Raw genomic sequence first — 17661 nt, 5'->3', positions numbered from 1 at the left:
TCCATAGGTAGGATCGCGCGCCCCGAGCCCCAAGCGGCCCGACACGGCAACCCTGCGTTCCGGAGACTTAAGTTGATCGATGTTTCAACCCTGCCCTATCGCCCGTGCGCCGGGATCATGCTGATAAACGCGGACGGCCGGATCTTCGTCGGCCAGCGCAGCGACTCGCCGATCGAGGCGTGGCAGATGCCGCAGGGCGGGATCGACCCTGGCGAGAACCCCGAAGCCGCCGCGCTGCGTGAACTCGGCGAGGAAACCGGCGTCATGCCGGACAAGGTCGAGCTGATCGCAGAAGCGCCCGGCGAGTTCGTCTACGACCTCCCCCCCGAACTGCTCGGCAAGGTGTGGAAGGGCAAATGGCGCGGTCAAACGCAGCGCTGGTTCCTCTACCGGTTCCTCGGCAGCGACGCGGATATCGATATCGCGACCGAGCATCAGGAATTCCGCGCGTGGCGCTGGAGCGACCCGGCCGACCTGCCGCGGCTGATCGTGCCGTTCAAGAAGGCGCTCTACGAACAGGTACTCGCCGCCTTCGCGCCACATCTCGGCGCATAATCGCGTCGCCAAGTAGTTCCCATCGTGCGGCGCTGCCGTTACGGAATCCCGCGTGCGCCGCTTATACTGTATCATACTCGCCCCGCTGTTGCTCGCCAACGCGCCCGATCCGACTTCGGTGATGATCCCCGAGACGATTCGCGCGATGCTCGATGCCGCGCTTGAGGCCGGCAACGAGGCGGACGTCGCGACGATCGCCAAATATGCGCGCGCCGCCGATCCGCTCAGCGGCGACGCAGTGTTGGCGATCGCGGAGAAGTGGAAGGCCGATCGTGCTGAACAGCGCACGCAGGTGATCCGCCAGGCGAGCTTCCTCGACCTCTGGAGCGGCAAGGCGGAGGTCGGCGGCTATCGTTCGACCGGCAATTCGGACACCGCAGGCGCGACCGCGGTCATCGATCTCAACCGCGAGGGCCTGCGCTGGCGCCAGAAATTCCACGCCCAGGCCGACTACCAGGAAAACCTCAACATCACGACGCGCGAGCATTACCTCGCTTCGTACGAGCCCAACTACAAGATCGACGAACGCGCCTATATCTACGGCGTCGCGCAATACGAAGGCGACCGGTTCCTCGGCTATTTCAACCGCTATTCGACCTCGATCGGTGCCGGCTACAGCGTGATCAAGACCGCCGGGACGAAGCTCGATCTCGAACTCGGGCCAGCGTATCGCTACACCGAATTCACCGACAACACCGAGCAGAGCAGCATCGCCGCCCGCGGGACCGCGAATTTCAGCATCCGCATCCTCAGCGGACTGTCTGTCAGCCAGGTCGCGTCCGCCTATGTCCAGAAATACAACAGCACGCTGAGCGGGACGACCGCGCTGACCGCAAAGCTGATCGGACCGCTCTCCGCCGCCCTGTCGTACAACGTCCAGTATGAAAGCGAGCCGCCGCTCGGCTCGGTCTCGACCGACACCACCAGTCGCGCCTCGCTGGTCTACAGCTTCTGACGCTGTTCCCTCGCGCGCCTGGCCCCGCTAGGGTCGCGCGATGAGGGGACTTTCAACGATCGAGCGCGACGCCGTCGAAACGGCGCGCGCGATACCGATGCTGGCGCAGGTCGAGACCTGGGCCGCGGTCAACAGCGGCACGCGTAACCTGGCGGGGCTGGCGACGATGGCGGGGCTGCTGGGCGACGCATTCGCGCGATTGCCGGGCGCGATCACGCTGGTCGAGCCGACCCCGGTCGACAGCGTTGCATCCGATGGCGTCGTCTCGTTGATCGAGCACGGCAAGCATTTGCATTTGGTTGTCCGGCCGGGCGCGCCGGTACGGATGCTGTTCACCGGGCACATGGACACGGTGTATCCGGTCGATCACGCATTCCAGTCGCTCCGCTGGCAGGATGACGGCAGCCTCAACGGCCCCGGTGTCGCGGATATGAAGGGCGGGCTGGCCGTGATGCTCGCGGCGTTGACTGCGGTCGAAGCCACGCCTTTGGCCGGGCAGATCGGTTATGACGTGGTGATCAATTCGGACGAGGAAACCGGCTCGTTTTCCTCCGCCGCGCTCCTCGCCGGTGCCGCGCGGGGCAAGGTCGCCGCGCTCACCTACGAACCCGCGCTCGCCGACGGCACGCTGGCAGGCGCACGCGGCGGGACCGGCAATTTCTCGGTCATCGTCCACGGCCGCAGCGCCCATGCAGGCCGCAACCCCGACGACGGGCGCAACGCGATCGTTGCCGCGGCCGATATCGCGGTGCGCCTGTCTAAGGCCCAAGGCCCGCGTCTGGCGGTCAACCCGGCGCGGATCGAAGGTGGCGGGCCGAACAATGTCGTTCCCGACCTCGCCATCCTGCGCATCAACTTCCGTCCCGCCACGCTCGACGAGATCGCGCGGGCGCAGGCGCATATCGACTCCGCGGTCGCGATGGTCGCCGCCGAGCATGACGTCCGGATCGAGGTTCACGGTGGCTTCAACCGCCCGCCCAAACCGATCGACACGGGCGCCGCGCGGCTGTTCGACCTCGTCAAGGCGTCGGGCAGCGACCTCGGGCTCGACATCGCCTGGAAAGCGACCGGCGGGGTGTGCGACGGCAACAACATCGCCGCGGCGGGCGTGCCGGTGGTCGACACGATGGGCGTGCGCGGCGGCGCGATCCACTCGGTCGACGAATTCATGATCCCCGACAGCCTGACCGAGCGCGCGGCGCTGTCGGCCGTCACCATCTTGCGTATCGCGGAGGGCCGTTTGTGAGTTTCAGGATCCGGGCCGCGGTCGACGACGATCTCCAGCATCTCTACGAGATGGCCAAGCTCACCGGCGGCGGCTTCACCAATCTGCCGCCCGACCGTCGCGCACTGACCGCCAAGCTCGAGCGCAGCCACGCGGCGTTCGCGCGGACCGACGGCCCGGTCCAGGACGAGCTGTTCGTGCTGGTGCTCGAGAATGTCGAGACGAAGGAAGTGCGCGGCACCTGCCAGATCTTCACGCAGGTCGGCCAGAGCTACCCGTTCTACAGCTACCGGATCGGCCAGCTGACCCAGCACAGTCGCGAGCTGAACCGGACGTTTCGCGCCGACATGCTGACGCTCGCCACCGATCTCGAAGGCGCGAGCGAGGTCGGTGGGCTGTTCCTTCACCCCGGCGAACGCGCCGGTGGTCTCGGCCTGTTGCTCGCGCGCAGCCGCTATCTCTTCATCAAGATGCACCGAGCGCGCTTCGCCGACCGCATTCTCGCCGAACTGCGCGGTGTGATCGACGAAGCGGGCGGCTCGCCGTTCTGGGACGGCCTCGCCGGGCGGTTCTTCGGGATGAATTTCCAGGACGCGGATCAGTTCAATGCGATCAACGGTCACCAGTTCATCGCCGACCTGATGCCGAAGCACCCGATCTACACCGCGATGCTTACCGAGACCGCGCGCGCCGCGATCGGCCTGCCCCACCCCTCGGGTCGCGCCGCGATGCGCATGCTCGAGAACGAAGGCTTCGCATTCGAGAACTATGTCGACATCTTCGACGGCGGCCCGACCATGACCGCGCGCACCGACCGCGTCCGCACGATCGCCGAAGCGCGCGAAAGCCGTGTCGCCGCGATCGGCTGCGACGCCGGTACGCAAGCACTTGTCGCGACCGGTGAGCTTGCATCGTTCCGCGCGGCATTCGGCGATGTCCGGGATGCCGAGGACGGGATCATGCTGGCAAAGGATTGCGCCGACGCCCTGCAGATCGCCGAGGGTGACACGGTCCTCCATGTCGATCGCGTATGACGGGCTGACCTCAAATCCGTCGGGTTAATTTACAGTTAACCATTTGGAGAAGGGCTGAAACGGCGCAATTCCGGGCTTGGTACGGCTCTTGCTGCTGTCCGGGCATGTGGACACGATTTGCTCGACTCTTCATCGTCAAGACCAAGTTCGAAGCGTTCCTCGTCATCTATGGCCTGGGGCTCGGCGCCGTCGAACGCGGCATGCACTATCTTCAGCAATATCCGGGCTACGGAGGTTGGATGCTGTTCGCCGCGTGCCCGATCGCGGTCTTCATGGCCGGCGGTCGGTTGATCGACTCGGTGGACCAGTCGCGCGATCGCTAGCCGTGCTGCTGCGCGAGATGGAGATAGCGCGTCGAGAAGTCCGCCAGTTCGCGCAGCGCATCCCAGCGCGGGAAGCTGATCCGACGTCGGTTTCGCGTGATCAGTCCGTCGGATTCGAGCGACTTGATCGTCCTGTTGACATGCACTGCGGTAAGACCCAGCGCATCGCCCAGCTGCTCCTGGCTCATCGGCAGTTCATAGCCTTCGGGACCCGTCAGCCCCTGCATATCGAGTCGGATGGCGAACTCACATAGGAAGTGGGCAAGTCGTGACCGCGCATCGCGCCGGCCGATGTTGAGGATCCATTCGCGAAAGATCGATGCTTCGACCAGCGTGTTCACGAAGATCGCATTGCCGATCCCCGCGCGCGACCGCGCCAGTTCGCGGAGCGCGTTGCGGGGAATCGTCGCGATATCGGCGCGGGTCAGTGTTTGGACGTTATGGTCGGCGACATCGAGAAACAAATGTTGGAAATCGAGCGCCTCGCCCGGAATATGCATAGACACGATCTGCCGCATGCCCGACCCGGTCAGCTTCTGACGATAGGCGAATCCGGTCAGCAACACCGCGCATTGCTCGGGCGCATCGCCCTCACGGACCAGATAGGACGACGCTTCATACGTCCGGCAGGTATGCGGAAGGGCCAACAGCGCCGCGCGATCCTCGGCATCGAGCACGGCGTGCGTTTCGAGTTTGCGGACCAACAGGGACAGCGGCCCGGACATGACACTCATCAGTGAATTCCCGCAGATATCGGGGCGGGAGCACAAGCCACTCTCGGTCGTCAGAGCCCAAGCATCGGCTGACGATAACGTCGAATAACATAAACCGGAGTTTACTATTCACATATTTGTTACGAAATAAAAAAATAACGCTAATAATGGCCTGAGAGATCGACTGAATTGATAATTGATAAATAGTATATTATCGCGAATTCACTTCCACTTTATTCGTAGAGATACTGACTTATCGTGATTCTATTTCACAGCAGAAGGCGCTGATATTCGGCCAATTTCGAAGAACGAGAGTAGGATATCCGTTCAATCGGATGACGTTGCGACTATGGATTATTGGTGGAATGATTGGTGGACTGCGGGCTTTTCCACCGCTGGATCAGTCCCGCGAAGACCATATCGACCGAGTCGACCTGCGCCGCGAGACGCTGATGCAAACGCCCGGCCTCATCCCGAAATCGGCGGGCAAGCGCGTTGTCGGGGACGATTCCCAACCCCACTTCGTTCGACACGAAGATCGCGCGCCCTTTGAGGCCTCTTACTACGGTGAGCAGTTCGGCGGATCGTACCTCAATGTCCTGCTCGCCGAGCAAAAGGTTCGACATCCAGAGTGTCAGGCAGTCGACCAGCATGACGTTGGCCGCCGCATCGGTAGCTATCAGCGCATCGGCGAGCGCGACCGGCGCATCGATAGTTCGCCAGCGATCGTCGCGATCCGAGCGGTGGCGGGCGATGCGATCCGCCATCTCGTCGTCGAATGCCTGTGCCGTCGCGATGTAGATCAGATCTCCCCCGTTCGAGACAGCACGCTCGGCGATCGCCTGGGCGTGACGGCTCTTGCCCGATCGCGCACCCCCCAGCACGAACAGGGTTTTGCCGAACGACGCGTCCACCGAATACATATTACAGGTCCTTCACGCTTGCGGCTCGGGAGCGGAATGACGATGACGCCGGGAAGATCAAGCGAAAGCCCGTTTGATCATGTGAAAGATGATATGTCGGCACTGCGCTTTCACGGGGGAAGGATCGATGTCGCTGCGCAGCTGTACCCCGATGCGCCGCGGCCGTGGCTGGATCTATCGACCGGAATCAATCCGCGGCCGTGGGCGCCGCGATCGCCGATCGCGGTGGATATCACCGCGCTGCCCTCGCCTGCCATGCTGATCGAGCTTGAAGCCGTGGCGGCCGACGCGTTCGGTACCAGCCCGGACCGCGTCGTCGCGCTCCCGGGCAGCGAACTCGGGTTGCGATTGCTGCGGACGCTCGACCTGCCCGGCCCCCTGCGGTTCGTCACGCCCGGTTACGGTACGCATGCGGAGGCCTTGGAGGGCGCGTCCGGGATCGCACGCGACGCGATCGACGTCGTCGCGACCGGGACGCTCATCCTCGCCAACCCCAACAATCCCGATGGCCTTCTCGACCCGGCGGACCGCCTCCTGTCGATCGCGCGCCGGGGGGCGTCGCTGATCGTCGACGAAGCGTTTGCCGATGCTGTGCCGGGGACCAGCATCGTCCCGCATCTGGTGCCCGAGGACCGGGTGATCGTGCTCCGATCGTTCGGGAAATTCTTCGGGTTGGCCGGGCTGCGGCTGGGGTTCATGATCGCACCCCCAGCCTATGCGGCGGCGATGCGCGTGCGACTGGGTAGCTGGCCGGTGTCCACCCACGCGATCGCTTACGGGATAGCGGCGTATCGCGATACCGCATGGGCCGCGGAGGCCCGTATGACGATTGCAGAGCGCGCGGGCCGGCTCGACGCGGTGCTGCGGCGTTACGGGCTGTACCCAACCGGTGCGTGCCCGCTGTTCCGTCTGGTGGAATGCGCGAACGCAGACGCGCTGTTCGATCGTCTTGCGCGCGCCGGTATCCTCACACGACCGTTCGCCTATGCACCGCAATGGCTACGGATGGGCGTGCCGGCCGACGACGACGGTTTCAACCGCCTCGACGCGGCACTAGCGCATGACTGAACCCGTCGCACTGGTGGCGTTGGCGGTCGACATCGCGGTTGGCTGGCCGCCTGCGGTGTACGCATGCGTGGGCCATCCGGTCGGCGGGTTCGCGCGAATGATCGGATCGGCAGAAACGCGGTGGAACCACGCTTGCGGGGCGTTCTGGAAACGCCGGGCTGCGGGCGTCGTGACCATCGTCTTGCTGATCGTCGTCACGATCGCCGCCGCCGTTGCCCTGGCCTCGATAGCGCGCCTGATCCTCGGGCCGTCCGCCTGGATCGCAATCGGACTGATGGCCGCGCCAGGGCTCGCGATCCGGAGCTTGTACGATCATGTCGTACCCGTCGCCGACGCGCTCGAACGCGGCGATCTCGAAGCCGCGCGGACTCGAGTGGCGATGATCGTGGGCCGCGATGTAGCCTCTCTCGACGAGGCCGGCGTCGCGAGGGCGGCGATCGAGAGCTTGGCGGAAAGCGTCTGCGACGGCGTGGTCGCGCCGCTGTTCTGGCTGCTCGTCGCCGGTCTGCCGGGGATCTGGGCCTACAAGGCGATCAACACCGCGGACAGCCTGATCGGCCACCGCGAGGAACGATGGCGCGCGTTCGGCTGGGCAGCGGCGCGGACCGACGATGTCGCCAACCTGATCCCCGCGCGGCTCAGTGGGGTGCTGCTGTGCGTTGCCGGGTTCGACGGGTGGCGGACGATGTGGCGCGACTCCGACAACCACGCGTCGCCGAACGCCGGCTGGCCCGAGGCGGCCATGGCCGGTGCGCTTGGCCTGAAGCTGGCGGGGCCGATTGCGTATGACGGCGTGAGCGTCGCCAAACCGCATATCGGCGATGGCCGCGTGGCGGTCACCGCGACCGACCTTCGCCGTGCGCTCGCGATCTATCGGCGGACGTGCGTCCTTCTTCTCATCATTGCGGGCGGTATCGCATGGGCGCTCTGATGCTCCAGGGGACCGGCTCCGATGTCGGCAAGTCGGTCCTCGTCGCTGGGCTGTGCCGCGCGTTCGTCAATCGGGGGCTGTCGGTCCGGCCGTTCAAGCCGCAGAACATGTCGAACAACGCCGCGGTGACCGCCGACGGTGGCGAGATCGGCCGCGCGCAGGCGACGCAGGCGATCGCCTGCCGGATCGAGCCGAGCGTCGACATGAATCCGGTGCTGCTGAAACCACAGGGCGACCGCACCTCGCAGTTAATCGTCCGCGGGCAAGTGCGCGGGACGCTCGCCGCCGACCGCTGGCGTGAGGGCCGCGAGGGATTGCTGGTCGACGTGCTCGACAGCTTCGCTCGGCTGTCGGCGACGTGCGATCTGGTCATCGTCGAAGGCGCGGGCAGCCCGGCGGAGATCAACTTGCGGGCCGGCGATATCGCCAATATGGGGTTCGCGCGCGCCGCTGACGTGCCCGTGGTGCTGGTGGGCGATATCGATCGCGGCGGCGTCATCGCGGCGATCGTCGGCACGCGCGCGGTGATCGATCCCGACGACGCGGCGATGATCCACGGTTTCCTGATCAACAAGTTCCGCGGCGATCCGGCGCTGTTCGACGACGGTTATCGCGCGATCGAGGCGCGCAGCGGGTGGCGCGGATACGGGGTCGTGCCCTGGCTCGCCGACGCGGTCCGCCTGCCGAGCGAGGATGCGGTGATCCTCGAACGGCCGACCGCCAGCCAGAGCCGACGCGTGACGATCGCCTGCCCGATCACGCCGCGGATCGCCAATTTCGATGACCTTGAACCGCTTAGGCTGGAGCCTGGCGTGGCGCTGGTCATGGTGCCGCCGGGGACGCCGATCCCGGACGCCGACATGATCGTGCTCGCAGGGTCGAAGGCGACGATACCCGACCTCGCCTTCATCCGAGCGCAGGGCTGGGATATCGACATCCGTGCGCATCATCGCCGCGGCAAGCCGGTGCTCGGGCTTTGCGGCGGCTATCAGATGCTCGGCCGCAGCATCGCCGATCCGGGCGGCATCGAGGGCCCGGCTGGGAGCGTCGACGGTCTTGCATTGATCGATGTCGACACAGTCCTGACCGGGCGAAAGACGCTTGAACGGGTGCATGGTCGCGCACGAGGCGCTCCCTTTGAGGGTTACGAGATGCACATGGGCGTCACGACCGGCGGCGCGACCGGTCGCCCCGTCGGGCATCGCGCCGACGGCAGCCCCGAGGGCGCGACCAGCGCGGACGGCCTCGTGTCGGGAAGCTATATACACGGCCTGCTGGCGCTCGCCGAGCAGCGCGCCTCGTGGCTCGCCCGCCTCGGAATCGACGCGATCGGTCCCGATCATGCCGTGTCGATCGATGCTGCGCTCGATGCGATCGCGGCAACGCTTGAGCGGCATGTCGACCTCGACGCCCTGCTCGCCCTATCGCAGCGCAGCGGCTCCCGCGCATATCGCGAGTAACAGCCCGGTCTCGACGAGTTCGATCCCCGCCCCGTGCGCGTCGCCGGTGATGCCGCCGATCTTGCGCTTCAGCCACGCAGCGAATCCGAAGATCAGGATCGGCGCGGCGATCAGCGCGGGTACGAAGACGCTCGCCAAGAGCAACAGCAGTCCCCAGCCCACCAGATCGCGGCCCCTAACCGCTTGCGATACCGCTTCGCCGAGCCCTCCGGGGCGGAGCGGCGGCAGCAGCCGCGCCCATAGCAGGGGCCCGGCCCGCGCGACGCCGGGAACGAGGATGAGCGGCCCCCACGCCCCGACACCGATCGCGTGGAGCGTGACGAGCTTGGCGAGGATCTGTCCGACGATCGCGACGACACCGAAGCTGCCGATATGCGGGTCGGCCATGACCTGAAGCAACCGCGTCCGATCGCCGTGCGCCGCGCCCAGGCCATCGGCCAGATCGCCAAGACCGTCGAGATGCAATGCCCCCGTCACCGCGATCCATACCAGCAGCGCAGCACACGCACCGATCCAGGGATCGATCAGCGACCCGGTCCAGCCGGCGCCCGCGATCAGCGTGCCGATCGCCAGACCGACCAGCGGATACAGCCGGATCGCCGTCGCGAAATCGTCGGGTGCGGCCGCGACGTGCGGCATCGGCAGCCGTGTGAGGAATCCGAACGCGACGATCAGCCGCCTCAAGTCGCGAGTCCGACGATCTGAACGAAGGGCGGCGCGGCCAGCTCGCCACTCGGCCACACGCGCAGCGATAGCAGCGCTGCATAGGGCAGGTCGAACGCCCAGATCTGGCGCCGGTCGAACCCGCACAGCGCCGCAAGCGCCGCCCGGATCGCGCCGCCATGCGTCACGACCAGCGTCGAGCTGCCCGACAGATCGGCCAGCGCGGCGGCGACGCGCTCTTGCAACGCGGACCAGCCCTCGCCGCCCGGCGGCGGCGCCGCGTCCGGATCGTCGTAGAACTGTGCCAACGCCACAGGATCGATCGACGACGGCGCCTGACCGTCCCAATCGCCGAAATCCAGCTCACGCCAACGAGGGTCCTGCCCGACCGTAAGCCCAAGCGGCGCCGAGATTGCGCTCGCGCAGTCCCGCGCGCGGACGAGATCGGACGAGACGATATGGTTGACTTCCAGCCCCGACGCCTGCGCCAGACACGCGGCAATCCCGGCTTTGGTAACCGGATCGTCGGTCCGGCCGAGCAGCCGCCCCTCCCTTTCGGGTGCGCCATGCCGCATTAGAAACAGCATGTACGGCGTCGTCATGCCTCCGAAACGCCCGCTTCCGCAAACGTCGCCATGCCGTCGTGAACGGCCAGGGCAGCGCGGACGAGCAGGGTCGCGACCGCCGCGCCGCTGCCTTCGCCGAGACGCATGCCGAGCGACAGCAACGGATCGAGCCCTAATGCATCGAGCAGGCGGGTATGGCCGGGCTCGATGGAGCGATGTCCTGCCAGGCAATGCGCGACGATGTCGGGATAGGCCGCAGCAAGCGGCGCGACCGCCGCACTGCAGATGAAGCCGTCGAGCATGACCGGCACGCCTCGTAAACGGGCCGCGACCACCGCACCCGCAATCGCTGCCAACTCACGCCCGCCGAGACGTTGGAGGATCTCGAATGGCGTCGTCAGCGATTTACGGTGCAGCGCGATGCCTGCGTCGATCGCCGCGATCTTTCGCGCGACGCCGCTCGCGTCGACGCCTGTTCCCGGGCCGACCCAGTCCGCTGGGGCTGCGTCGAAACTGGCAGCGCACAGAGCGGCCGCGACGGTCGAATTGCCGATCCCCATCTCGCCGAGGATCAGCAGGTCGATGCCTTCGGGGACGGCCGCCGCGCCGATGTTGATCGCGGCTAGGCACTCCGCTTCGGACATTGCGGGTGCCGTTGTGAAATCTGCGGTTGGCCGGTCGAGGTCGATCGCGACGACCGCGAGGTCGATCGCCGCCGCCGCGCACAGCGCGTTGACCGCGCCGCCGCCCTGCTCGAAGTTCGCCACCATCTGTGCGGTGACCGCCGCCGGGAACGCGCTGACCCCCCGCCCGACGACGCCGTGGTTCCCCGCGAAGACGATCCCCGAAACGCGGTCGAGCCGGGGCCGCGCATGGCCCTGCCATCCGGCCATGAAGATCGCGATATCCTCCAGCCTACCAAGCGAACCCCGCGGCTTGGTGAGGCTGTCCTGACGCGCGGTCGCGGCGGCACGTGCCGCCTCGTCCGGTTGGGGTAGCGCGGCGAGCGCCGCTAGAAACGCCGATGGCGACGCGAACGCGGTCATTCGACGATGAACCCGGCGGGTGGGGTGCGGGTGATGAAATGTCCCTTCACCCCCTGCGGCCATTGCTTGAACGGCACCTGCCCGAACGCGCTCTCGCCGTACAGCCGCGCATAGTCGAGGATCGCGCGCGCGGCGTCTTCGCTGGGCTCGAACCGGCCGAGGACATAGCCGACCTTAGCCGGGGCACGCAGATGGATCGTGCAGAAATCCTGGCACGCGAACAGGCACGGCATCTCCTGCACCGCGACGTCGGCATAGGCCGGATCGCTCGCCTGCACGGTCTTCAACGCCTGGACGAGCCGCGCGCCGCCGCGCTGGCCCTCGTCGTCGTCACGTGCGTCGGTGGAATGGCGGCAGGTGTTGCACGCGACGACCGCGACGCCATCGGCAACGGGCTTCAACATGCGAGCGCTCGGGCGCAAACGAGCGGAAAATGAAATACAATCGGCATAGGACCCCCTTCGGACAGTCGATCCCGCACCGCGCGAAGGGCGAAAGGCGCACGCCTCCAGCCTCCGCGCGACGCGAAGCGATGTCGTCGCGCGGGGTGTTACCCGTCCGTTCGGCGCACCCTGGCCGGACGAAAGACGACCGCGACGGGCAGGTCTCCTGGCTCGCGGGTCAGCGCCGTCCGCGCCGCCTTCTCGGGAAAACCCAATGGCATGTGGCACGATGGCTCGCCGCGTACAGTTGCAGGGGCAGCCGGGTGTTTCCCGTTCCCATTTTCATTTCCGTAGGCGTTGCCGCCTCCGGAAAACCTGTCGCGGGTCGAGCGATACGCGGGAGGCTTGGGGGACGCAAGACGGCGGTGCGCCGTTGGGCGTTCTCACCAGCAGTTCCGTCAACCCCGCGTCATCCTGACGAAAGTCAGGACCCAGGGTAACAGGCGGCAACCTTCGTGGCTCTAGGTCCTGCCTTTCGTCAGGATGACGGGGCGTTGGTGGTCCGCCTCGTCACGACTCAATCGCCGCCTGACTTGCCTAGAACTCCACGCCCGCCTGCGCCTTTACGCCCGACCGGAACGGATGCTTCACCTGCGTCATCTCCGTCACCAGATCCGCCATCTCGATCAGCGCATCCGGCGCGTTCCGCCCGGTCACCACGACATGCGTCATCTCGGGCTTAGCCGCCAACGCCGCGAGCACTTCGTCGACCGGCAGATACTCATACCGCAGCACGATGTTCAGCTCGTCCGCCACCACCATCGCATAGGACGGATCGGCGATCATCCGCTTGACCTCGTCCCACGCCTCGCGCGCCACCGCGATGTCGCGCGCGCGGTCCTGCGTATCCCAGGTGAATCCCTCCCCCATCGGCTTGAACTCGCACAGGTCGGGGAACGCGTCGAAGATCGCCTTCTCGCCGGTCGCCATCGCGCCCTTCACGAACTGCACCACGCCGACTTTCCGCCCATGCCCGATCATTCGCACCGCCATGCCGAACGCCGCGGTCGACTTGCCCTTGCCCTTGCCGGTGTGGACGATGATCAAGCCCTTCTCGATCGTCTTGCTCGCGACGATCCGGTCGTGGACCTCCTTGCGCTTGGCGCTCTTGGCATTCTGCTCGTCGTCGGTCCGCATGATCATGTCCTCTCCCGCTCCCGATGGCGGATCGCGCTGCGCGGCGCTAGAGCGGGCGGCATGCTCCGCATTACCGACCTCAAGCTCCCGCTCAACCACGCCGACGAAGCGCTCCCCGCCGCGATCCGCGACCGGCTGCGCGTCACCCCGCGTGACCTGATCCGCTACACCATCGCCAGACGCGCGCACGATGCGCGCGACAAGATGGACATCCAACTCGTCTATTCGGTCGACGTCACGCTGAAGAACGAGGACACGGTCCTCACGCGCTTCCGCAAGGATCGCCACGTCCAGCGTACTCCGGACACCGGCTATCGTTTCGTCACGAAGGCCGGCCCGAGCTACACCGGCACCCGCCCGGTCGTCGTCGGCGCAGGACCCTGCGGCCTGTTCGCCGGCTTGATCCTCGCGCAGATGGGGTTCCGCCCAATCATCCTCGACCGCGGCAAAGTCGTCCGCGAGCGTACCAAGGACACCTGGGGGCTCTGGCGCAAGAGCGTCCTCAACCCCGAATCCAACGTCCAGTTTGGCGAGGGCGGCGCCGGGACCTTTTCCGACGGCAAGCTCTGGAGCCAGATCAAGGACCCGCGCCATCTCGGGCGCAAAGTCCTTACCGAGTTCGTTAAAGCCGGCGCGCCGCCCGAAATTCTGACCGAGGCACACCCGCATATCGGCACCTTCCGCCTCGTCACGATGGTCGAGAGCATGCGCGAGACGATCGAAGCGCTCGGCGGCGAGTACCGCTTCTCGACCCGCGTCGACGGTCTCGACATTGTCGAGGAGGCCGGCAGCCGCCAACTCCGCGGCCTCCACCTCAGCAATGGCGACTATCTCGAAGCCAACCACGTCGTCTTTGCGGTCGGCCACAGCGCGCGCGACACGTTCGAGATGCTCCATGCCAAGGGTGTCCACGTCGAAGCAAAGCCGTTCTCGATCGGCGTCCGCATCGAGCATCCGCAGTCGTGGATCGACGAAGCACGGTTCGGCCCGTGCGCGGGCCATCCCGATCTCGGCGCGGCGGCGTACAGCCTGTCGCATCACTGCAAGAACGAGCGGACCGTCTACAGCTTCTGCATGTGCCCGGGCGGCACGGTCGTCGCCGCGACCTCCGAGGAAGGTCGCGTCGCAACCAACGGCATGAGCCAATATTCGCGCAACGAACGCAACGCGAACTCCGGCATCGTCATCGGCATCGACCCCGAGCGCGACTATCCCGGCCACCCGCTCGCGGGGATCGCACTGCAACGCCATTGGGAATCGCGGGCCTATGTCGCCGGCGGCTCGAACTACAAGGCACCTGCGCAACGCATCGGCGATCTGCTCGCGGGGCGACCATCGACCGCGCTGGGCTCGGTGATCCCGTCGTATAAGCCGGGCGTCCACATGACGGACCTTTCCGAATGCCTCCCCGAGTTCGCGATCACCGCGTTGCGCGAAGCGCTGCCCGCATTCGGTCGTGAGATTCCTGGTTACGATCATCCGGACGCGGTGTTGACGGGAGTGGAGACGCGTACGTCGTCGCCGGTTCGGATCACGCGCGGCGACAATTTCGTGAGCCTCAACACCGCAGGGCTTTTCCCTGCGGGCGAAGGTGCCGGCTATGCGGGGGGCATCCTGTCCGCGGCGGTGGACGGCATCAAGGTGGCGGAAGCGGTCGCGCTGAGCATGGTAGGCGCAAACCCCGAACACACCGCATCGACCAGTCTAGCGAACTCCAACCACCCCGGCGAAGGCCGGGCCCCTATTGGGGGACGGCATTAAACTTTGAAACTTTGGGCGGTCTGCCCTTATAAAACCCGTCCAATTGGGCCCCGGCCTCCGCCGGGGTGGTACGGTTAACAGCCCGACAACAGTGTTCGTACTTCACTCCTTCGCCCGATCAGGCCGCACCTTGATCAACCATGCCTTTGGAAACCCGGTCGGCTTCGCCACCCCGTTCAGGCGGCGCGCACTGATTAGCGCCACGCGCTTCAGGATCATCTGATCCTTGAACGCATCCATTCCACCGCCAGTCGGCTTGGCGAGAATCCGCTTCACCACGTCCATCCCCGCAATCACATGCCCGAACGCCGCATAGCCGGGATAGCCCGCGCGCGCGTCCATCGCCGGTGCCGGGCCGACGGTGATGAAGAAATTGCCCCCCGCCGAGGCCGGGTTCATGCCCCTCGCCATCGAGATCGTCCCGTCAAGATGCTTGATCCCGGTCTGCGCGGTCGTCTCGAGCGGAAATGGCGGCAGAATGCGCCGCGCATCGGTACGGATCCCCGCCTGGATGAAGCCTGTCTTCGGCGAGGACTTCTGCCGGCTCGCGCGGTAGAAATCGGTCCCGTCGAAGCGTCCGTCATCGACATATTCGAGGAAGTTCTGCGTCGTCTTGGGCGCATGCCGTGTATCGAGCGCTAGCAGGATCGGCCCCTCCGACGTGACGAGGCGGACCCGAACGATCCCCGGCTGGGCGGTCGGCGTGGCACGCGACGCAGGTTGCGCCCAGACCGGAGTCATGAGGCTCAACACCCCCGCCAACCCTATGAGAAAACGGCGCATGTCGGTCATTCCTATAGCGACTGATCGGGGCCCGCTAACCGCCAGGCGATGCCGACGCAACATCGGCAGGCTTGGCGCACGCTGTCCGACGGCACCCGGCTCTTGAATTTACCCGCCGACCCAGCCAATTCCCGGCCGTCGTTACCCATAAGAGAGCCGTAACAGCCCATGACCAACGAAACCGTCCAAGCCGCTGAGATGCAGCCCGCGGAAACTCACGCGTTCGAAGCCGATGTCTCGCGGTTGCTGCACATGATGGTGCATTCGGTCTATTCCGATAAGACCGTGTTCCTGCGCGAGCTGATCTCGAACGCGGCCGATGCGTGCGAGAAGCTGCGCTACGAGGCGTTGAGCGCGCCCGATCTGCTCGGGGACGAAGCCCGTACGCAGATCGCGATCACGCTCGATCCCGACGCGAAGACGCTGACGATCGAGGACAACGGCATCGGCATGACCGCAGACGACATGGCCGAAGCGCTCGGCACGATCGCGCGGTCGGGCACCAAGGCGTTCATGGACCGGATCGCCGCATCTTCCGGCTCGGAGGGCGCGCAGCTGATCGGCCAGTTCGGTGTCGGCTTCTATTCGGCGTTCATGGTCGCATCGAAGGTCGACGTCGTCTCGCGTCGCGCCGGCGCAGACACCGCCTCGGGCTGGTCGTCGGATGGCCTCGGTACCTACACGATCGCGCCGATCGACACTGCCGGCGCCCCGCCCCGCGGAACCCGGGTCGTGCTTCATCTGCTCGACGATGCCACGTCCTATACCGAGCGCTACACCGTCGAGCGGCTGATCAAGGACCAGTCGGGCCACGTGCCCGTGCCGATCACGCTGCGCGAAAAGCCCGATGCCGAACCGGTCGAGATCGCCGACGGCGCTGCGCTGTGGACCAAGCCGAAGGCGGATATCACCACCGAAGACTATGCGGACTTCTATCGCAGCGTGTCGGGCCAGTTCGACGAGCCCGCGCTGACGCTCCACTACCGCGCGGAGGGGCTGCACGAATATTCGGTGCTCGCCTACGTCCCCGGTGCCAAGCCGTTCGACCTGTTCGATCCCGATCGCAACGGCCGGATGAAGCTGTACGTGAAGCGCGTCTTCATCACCGACGATGCCGAGGTGCTGCCGCGTTACCTCCGCTTCATGCGCGGACTGGTGGACTCGTCGGACCTGCCGCTCAACGTCTCGCGCGAGATGATCCAGGAGAGCCCGATGCTCGCCGCGATCCGCAAGGGCGTGACCGGGCGCGTGCTGGCCGAACTCGACAAGCTCTCGACGCGTGATGCCGACGCGTATGCCAAGATCTGGGAGAATTTCGGCGCGGTCTTGAAGGAGGGTTTGTACGAGGATTTCGAACGGCGCGAGGCGCTGCTCAAGCTCGCCCGCTTCAAGACCACGACGTCGGCCGGCGCATGGCGCTCGGTAGCCGACTATGTCGCGGCGATGAAGGAGAACCAGACCGCGATCTATTACGCGGTCGGCACCGATCTCGATCGGCTCGAGGCGTCGCCGCAGCTCGAAGGGTTCCGCGCACGCGGGATCGAGGTGCTGCTGCTACCGGACTCGGTCGACGGCTTCTGGGTGACGGCGGGCATCGATTTCGATGGCAAGCCGTTCAAGTCGGTCACCCAGGGGGCGGCCGACCTGAGCCTGATCCCGCTCGCCGATGGCGCCGCGGCACCGACCGCCGACGCCACCCCAGAAGTCGCGGACTTCATCGCATTCGTGAAGACGACACTCGCCGATGCCGTGTCCGAGGTTCGCGCCTCCGAGCGGCTGACTGACAGCGCGGTGTGCCTGGTCGCGGCGGACAGCGGGATGGACCGCCAGCTCGAACGGATCCTCGCGGCCAGCGGTCAGGCGATGCCCGCCGCCAAGCCGGTGCTGGAGATCAACCCGCGCAGCCCGTTGATCGCTAAGCTCGCCGCGCTCGGGGAGGACGAGACGGCGCTGCGCGAGGATGCCGCGCACCTGCTGTTCGACGAAGCGCAGATCGCCGATGGCGAGCGTCCGATCGATGCGCGCGCCTTCTCCGGGCGCCTGTCGCGGCTGTTCGAGCGCGCGCTCGGTTGAAC

Annotated in this window: 18 protein-coding genes and 1 riboswitch; of the genes, 10 read left to right on the top strand and 8 right to left on the bottom strand. The window is 66.2% G+C overall.

The features are described 5' to 3' along the window. Positions 1-72: 72 nt before the first annotated feature. The 5 genes from ACLBWL_RS11575 (at position 73) to ACLBWL_RS11555 (ending at position 4092) form a co-directional block, all read left to right on the top strand. A complete protein-coding gene (locus ACLBWL_RS11575) occupies positions 73-555 on the top strand; it encodes an RNA pyrophosphohydrolase (protein ID WP_447793139.1) in 483 nt (160 codons plus the stop codon). A gap of 52 nt (positions 556-607) precedes the next feature. Then, entirely contained in the window at positions 608-1510 is a 903-nt protein-coding gene (locus ACLBWL_RS11570; RefSeq protein WP_447793137.1) for a DUF481 domain-containing protein, read from the top strand. 40 nt (positions 1511-1550) lie between these two features. Then, a complete protein-coding gene (locus ACLBWL_RS11565) occupies positions 1551-2756 on the top strand; it encodes a hydrolase (RefSeq protein ID WP_447793135.1) in 1206 nt (401 codons plus the stop codon). Then, on the top strand, positions 2753-3769 hold the full coding sequence (locus ACLBWL_RS11560) for an arginine N-succinyltransferase (RefSeq protein WP_447793133.1): 1017 nt from the start codon (positions 2753-2755) through the stop codon (positions 3767-3769). Before ACLBWL_RS11565 ends, ACLBWL_RS11560 begins: the two co-directional genes overlap by 4 nt. Before the next feature lie 104 nt (positions 3770-3873). Further along, positions 3874-4092, top strand: coding sequence for a hypothetical protein (locus ACLBWL_RS11555; RefSeq protein WP_447793131.1), 219 nt, complete (start codon positions 3874-3876; stop codon positions 4090-4092). Here ACLBWL_RS11555 and ACLBWL_RS11550 read toward each other — a convergent pair. Further along, positions 4089-4826: a Crp/Fnr family transcriptional regulator gene (locus ACLBWL_RS11550; RefSeq protein ID WP_447793129.1), complete on the bottom strand. Its 738-nt coding sequence runs from the start codon at positions 4824-4826 to the stop codon at positions 4089-4091. The genes ACLBWL_RS11555 and ACLBWL_RS11550 overlap by 4 nt on opposite strands. Positions 4827-5152: 326 nt before the next feature. Beyond that, positions 5153-5719 (bottom strand): bifunctional adenosylcobinamide kinase/adenosylcobinamide-phosphate guanylyltransferase, encoded by a 567-nt coding sequence (cobU, locus tag ACLBWL_RS11545; RefSeq protein ID WP_447793127.1) that lies wholly within the window; start codon positions 5717-5719, stop codon positions 5153-5155. A gap of 102 nt (positions 5720-5821) precedes the next feature. On the opposite strand from cobU, the gene ACLBWL_RS11540 reads away from it, so the two are divergent. Genes ACLBWL_RS11540 through ACLBWL_RS11530 form a run of 3 tightly spaced genes read left to right on the top strand, consistent with a single transcriptional unit; the run spans position 5822 to position 9187 of the window. Continuing rightward, a complete protein-coding gene (locus ACLBWL_RS11540; RefSeq protein WP_447793125.1) occupies positions 5822-6796 on the top strand; it encodes a threonine-phosphate decarboxylase in 975 nt (324 codons plus the stop codon). Continuing rightward, the gene (gene cbiB, locus ACLBWL_RS11535; RefSeq protein WP_447793123.1) at positions 6789-7727 is read left to right on the top strand and encodes an adenosylcobinamide-phosphate synthase CbiB; all 939 of its coding nucleotides are present in this window, start codon (positions 6789-6791) and stop codon (positions 7725-7727) included. Before ACLBWL_RS11540 ends, cbiB begins: the two co-directional genes overlap by 8 nt. Next, positions 7715-9187, top strand: a complete 1473-nt coding sequence (locus ACLBWL_RS11530; protein ID WP_447793121.1) for a cobyric acid synthase — start codon at positions 7715-7717, stop codon at positions 9185-9187. The genes cbiB and ACLBWL_RS11530 overlap by 13 nt, the downstream gene beginning before the upstream one ends. Here the strand turns inward: ACLBWL_RS11530 and cobS are convergent. From cobS to cobO, 5 genes are all read right to left on the bottom strand, one after another. After that, a complete protein-coding gene (gene cobS / locus ACLBWL_RS11525; protein ID WP_447793119.1) occupies positions 9149-9871 on the bottom strand; it encodes an adenosylcobinamide-GDP ribazoletransferase in 723 nt (240 codons plus the stop codon). The two genes, ACLBWL_RS11530 and cobS, sit on opposite strands and share 39 nt — an antisense overlap. Then, positions 9868-10452, bottom strand: a complete 585-nt coding sequence (locus ACLBWL_RS11520) for a histidine phosphatase family protein (RefSeq protein ID WP_447793117.1) — start codon at positions 10450-10452, stop codon at positions 9868-9870. Before ACLBWL_RS11520 ends, cobS begins: the two co-directional genes overlap by 4 nt. After that, complete coding sequence (gene cobT / locus ACLBWL_RS11515; RefSeq protein ID WP_447793115.1) at positions 10449-11462, bottom strand: nicotinate-nucleotide--dimethylbenzimidazole phosphoribosyltransferase; 1014 nt, start codon at positions 11460-11462, stop codon at positions 10449-10451. Before cobT ends, ACLBWL_RS11520 begins: the two co-directional genes overlap by 4 nt. Further along, positions 11459-11866 carry a DUF1636 domain-containing protein gene (locus ACLBWL_RS11510; RefSeq protein WP_447793113.1) on the bottom strand — a complete coding sequence of 136 codons (408 nt, stop codon included), beginning with the start codon at positions 11864-11866 and terminating at the stop codon, positions 11459-11461. The genes cobT and ACLBWL_RS11510 overlap by 4 nt, the downstream gene beginning before the upstream one ends. Positions 11867-12044: 178 nt before the next feature. After that, positions 12045-12239, bottom strand: a riboswitch (cobalamin riboswitch). 203 nt (positions 12240-12442) lie between these two features. Next, positions 12443-13048, bottom strand: coding sequence for a cob(I)yrinic acid a,c-diamide adenosyltransferase (gene cobO, locus ACLBWL_RS11505; protein WP_447793111.1), 606 nt, complete (start codon positions 13046-13048; stop codon positions 12443-12445). A gap of 54 nt (positions 13049-13102) precedes the next feature. Here cobO and ACLBWL_RS11500 point away from each other — a divergent pair, with 54 nt between their 5' ends. Then, positions 13103-14803: an NAD(P)/FAD-dependent oxidoreductase gene (locus ACLBWL_RS11500; RefSeq protein ID WP_447793109.1), complete on the top strand. Its 1701-nt coding sequence runs from the start codon at positions 13103-13105 to the stop codon at positions 14801-14803. A gap of 102 nt (positions 14804-14905) precedes the next feature. On the opposite strand, the gene ACLBWL_RS11495 is transcribed toward ACLBWL_RS11500, so the two are convergent. Further along, complete coding sequence (locus ACLBWL_RS11495) at positions 14906-15586, bottom strand: peptidylprolyl isomerase (RefSeq protein WP_447793107.1); 681 nt, start codon at positions 15584-15586, stop codon at positions 14906-14908. A 168-nt stretch (positions 15587-15754) separates the two neighbouring features. On the opposite strand from ACLBWL_RS11495, the gene htpG reads away from it, so the two are divergent. Then, positions 15755-17659 (top strand): molecular chaperone HtpG, encoded by a 1905-nt coding sequence (gene htpG / locus ACLBWL_RS11490; RefSeq protein ID WP_447793105.1) that lies wholly within the window; start codon positions 15755-15757, stop codon positions 17657-17659. Positions 17660-17661: the final 2 nt, after the last annotated feature.

It is taken from the genome of Sphingomonas sp. M1A8_2b (genome assembly GCF_053345535.1).
This window is presented reverse-complemented; position numbering and strand designations above follow the sequence as displayed.

What these genes read in the sequence shown, in the direction of transcription:
- ACLBWL_RS11565 (WP_447793135.1), top strand. Translation starts at nt 1,551, where the DNA reads ATGAGGGGACTTTCAACGATCGAGCGCGACGCCGTCGAAACGGCGCGC.
- ACLBWL_RS11555 (WP_447793131.1), top strand. Translation starts at nt 3,874, where the DNA reads ATGTGGACACGATTTGCTCGACTCTTCATCGTCAAGACCAAGTTCGAA.
- ACLBWL_RS11550 (WP_447793129.1), bottom strand. Translation starts at nt 4,826, where the DNA reads ATGAGTGTCATGTCCGGGCCGCTGTCCCTGTTGGTCCGCAAACTCGAA.
- ACLBWL_RS11540 (WP_447793125.1), top strand. Translation starts at nt 5,822, where the DNA reads ATGTCGGCACTGCGCTTTCACGGGGGAAGGATCGATGTCGCTGCGCAG.
- cbiB (WP_447793123.1), top strand. Translation starts at nt 6,789, where the DNA reads ATGACTGAACCCGTCGCACTGGTGGCGTTGGCGGTCGACATCGCGGTT.
- ACLBWL_RS11530 (WP_447793121.1), top strand. Translation starts at nt 7,715, where the DNA reads ATGGGCGCTCTGATGCTCCAGGGGACCGGCTCCGATGTCGGCAAGTCG.
- ACLBWL_RS11520 (WP_447793117.1), bottom strand. Translation starts at nt 10,452, where the DNA reads ATGACGACGCCGTACATGCTGTTTCTAATGCGGCATGGCGCACCCGAA.
- cobT (WP_447793115.1), bottom strand. Translation starts at nt 11,462, where the DNA reads ATGACCGCGTTCGCGTCGCCATCGGCGTTTCTAGCGGCGCTCGCCGCG.
- ACLBWL_RS11510 (WP_447793113.1), bottom strand. Translation starts at nt 11,866, where the DNA reads ATGTTGAAGCCCGTTGCCGATGGCGTCGCGGTCGTCGCGTGCAACACC.
- cobO (WP_447793111.1), bottom strand. Translation starts at nt 13,048, where the DNA reads ATGATCATGCGGACCGACGACGAGCAGAATGCCAAGAGCGCCAAGCGC.
- ACLBWL_RS11500 (WP_447793109.1), top strand. Translation starts at nt 13,103, where the DNA reads ATGCTCCGCATTACCGACCTCAAGCTCCCGCTCAACCACGCCGACGAA.
- ACLBWL_RS11495 (WP_447793107.1), bottom strand. Translation starts at nt 15,586, where the DNA reads ATGCGCCGTTTTCTCATAGGGTTGGCGGGGGTGTTGAGCCTCATGACT.
- htpG (WP_447793105.1), top strand. Translation starts at nt 15,755, where the DNA reads ATGACCAACGAAACCGTCCAAGCCGCTGAGATGCAGCCCGCGGAAACT.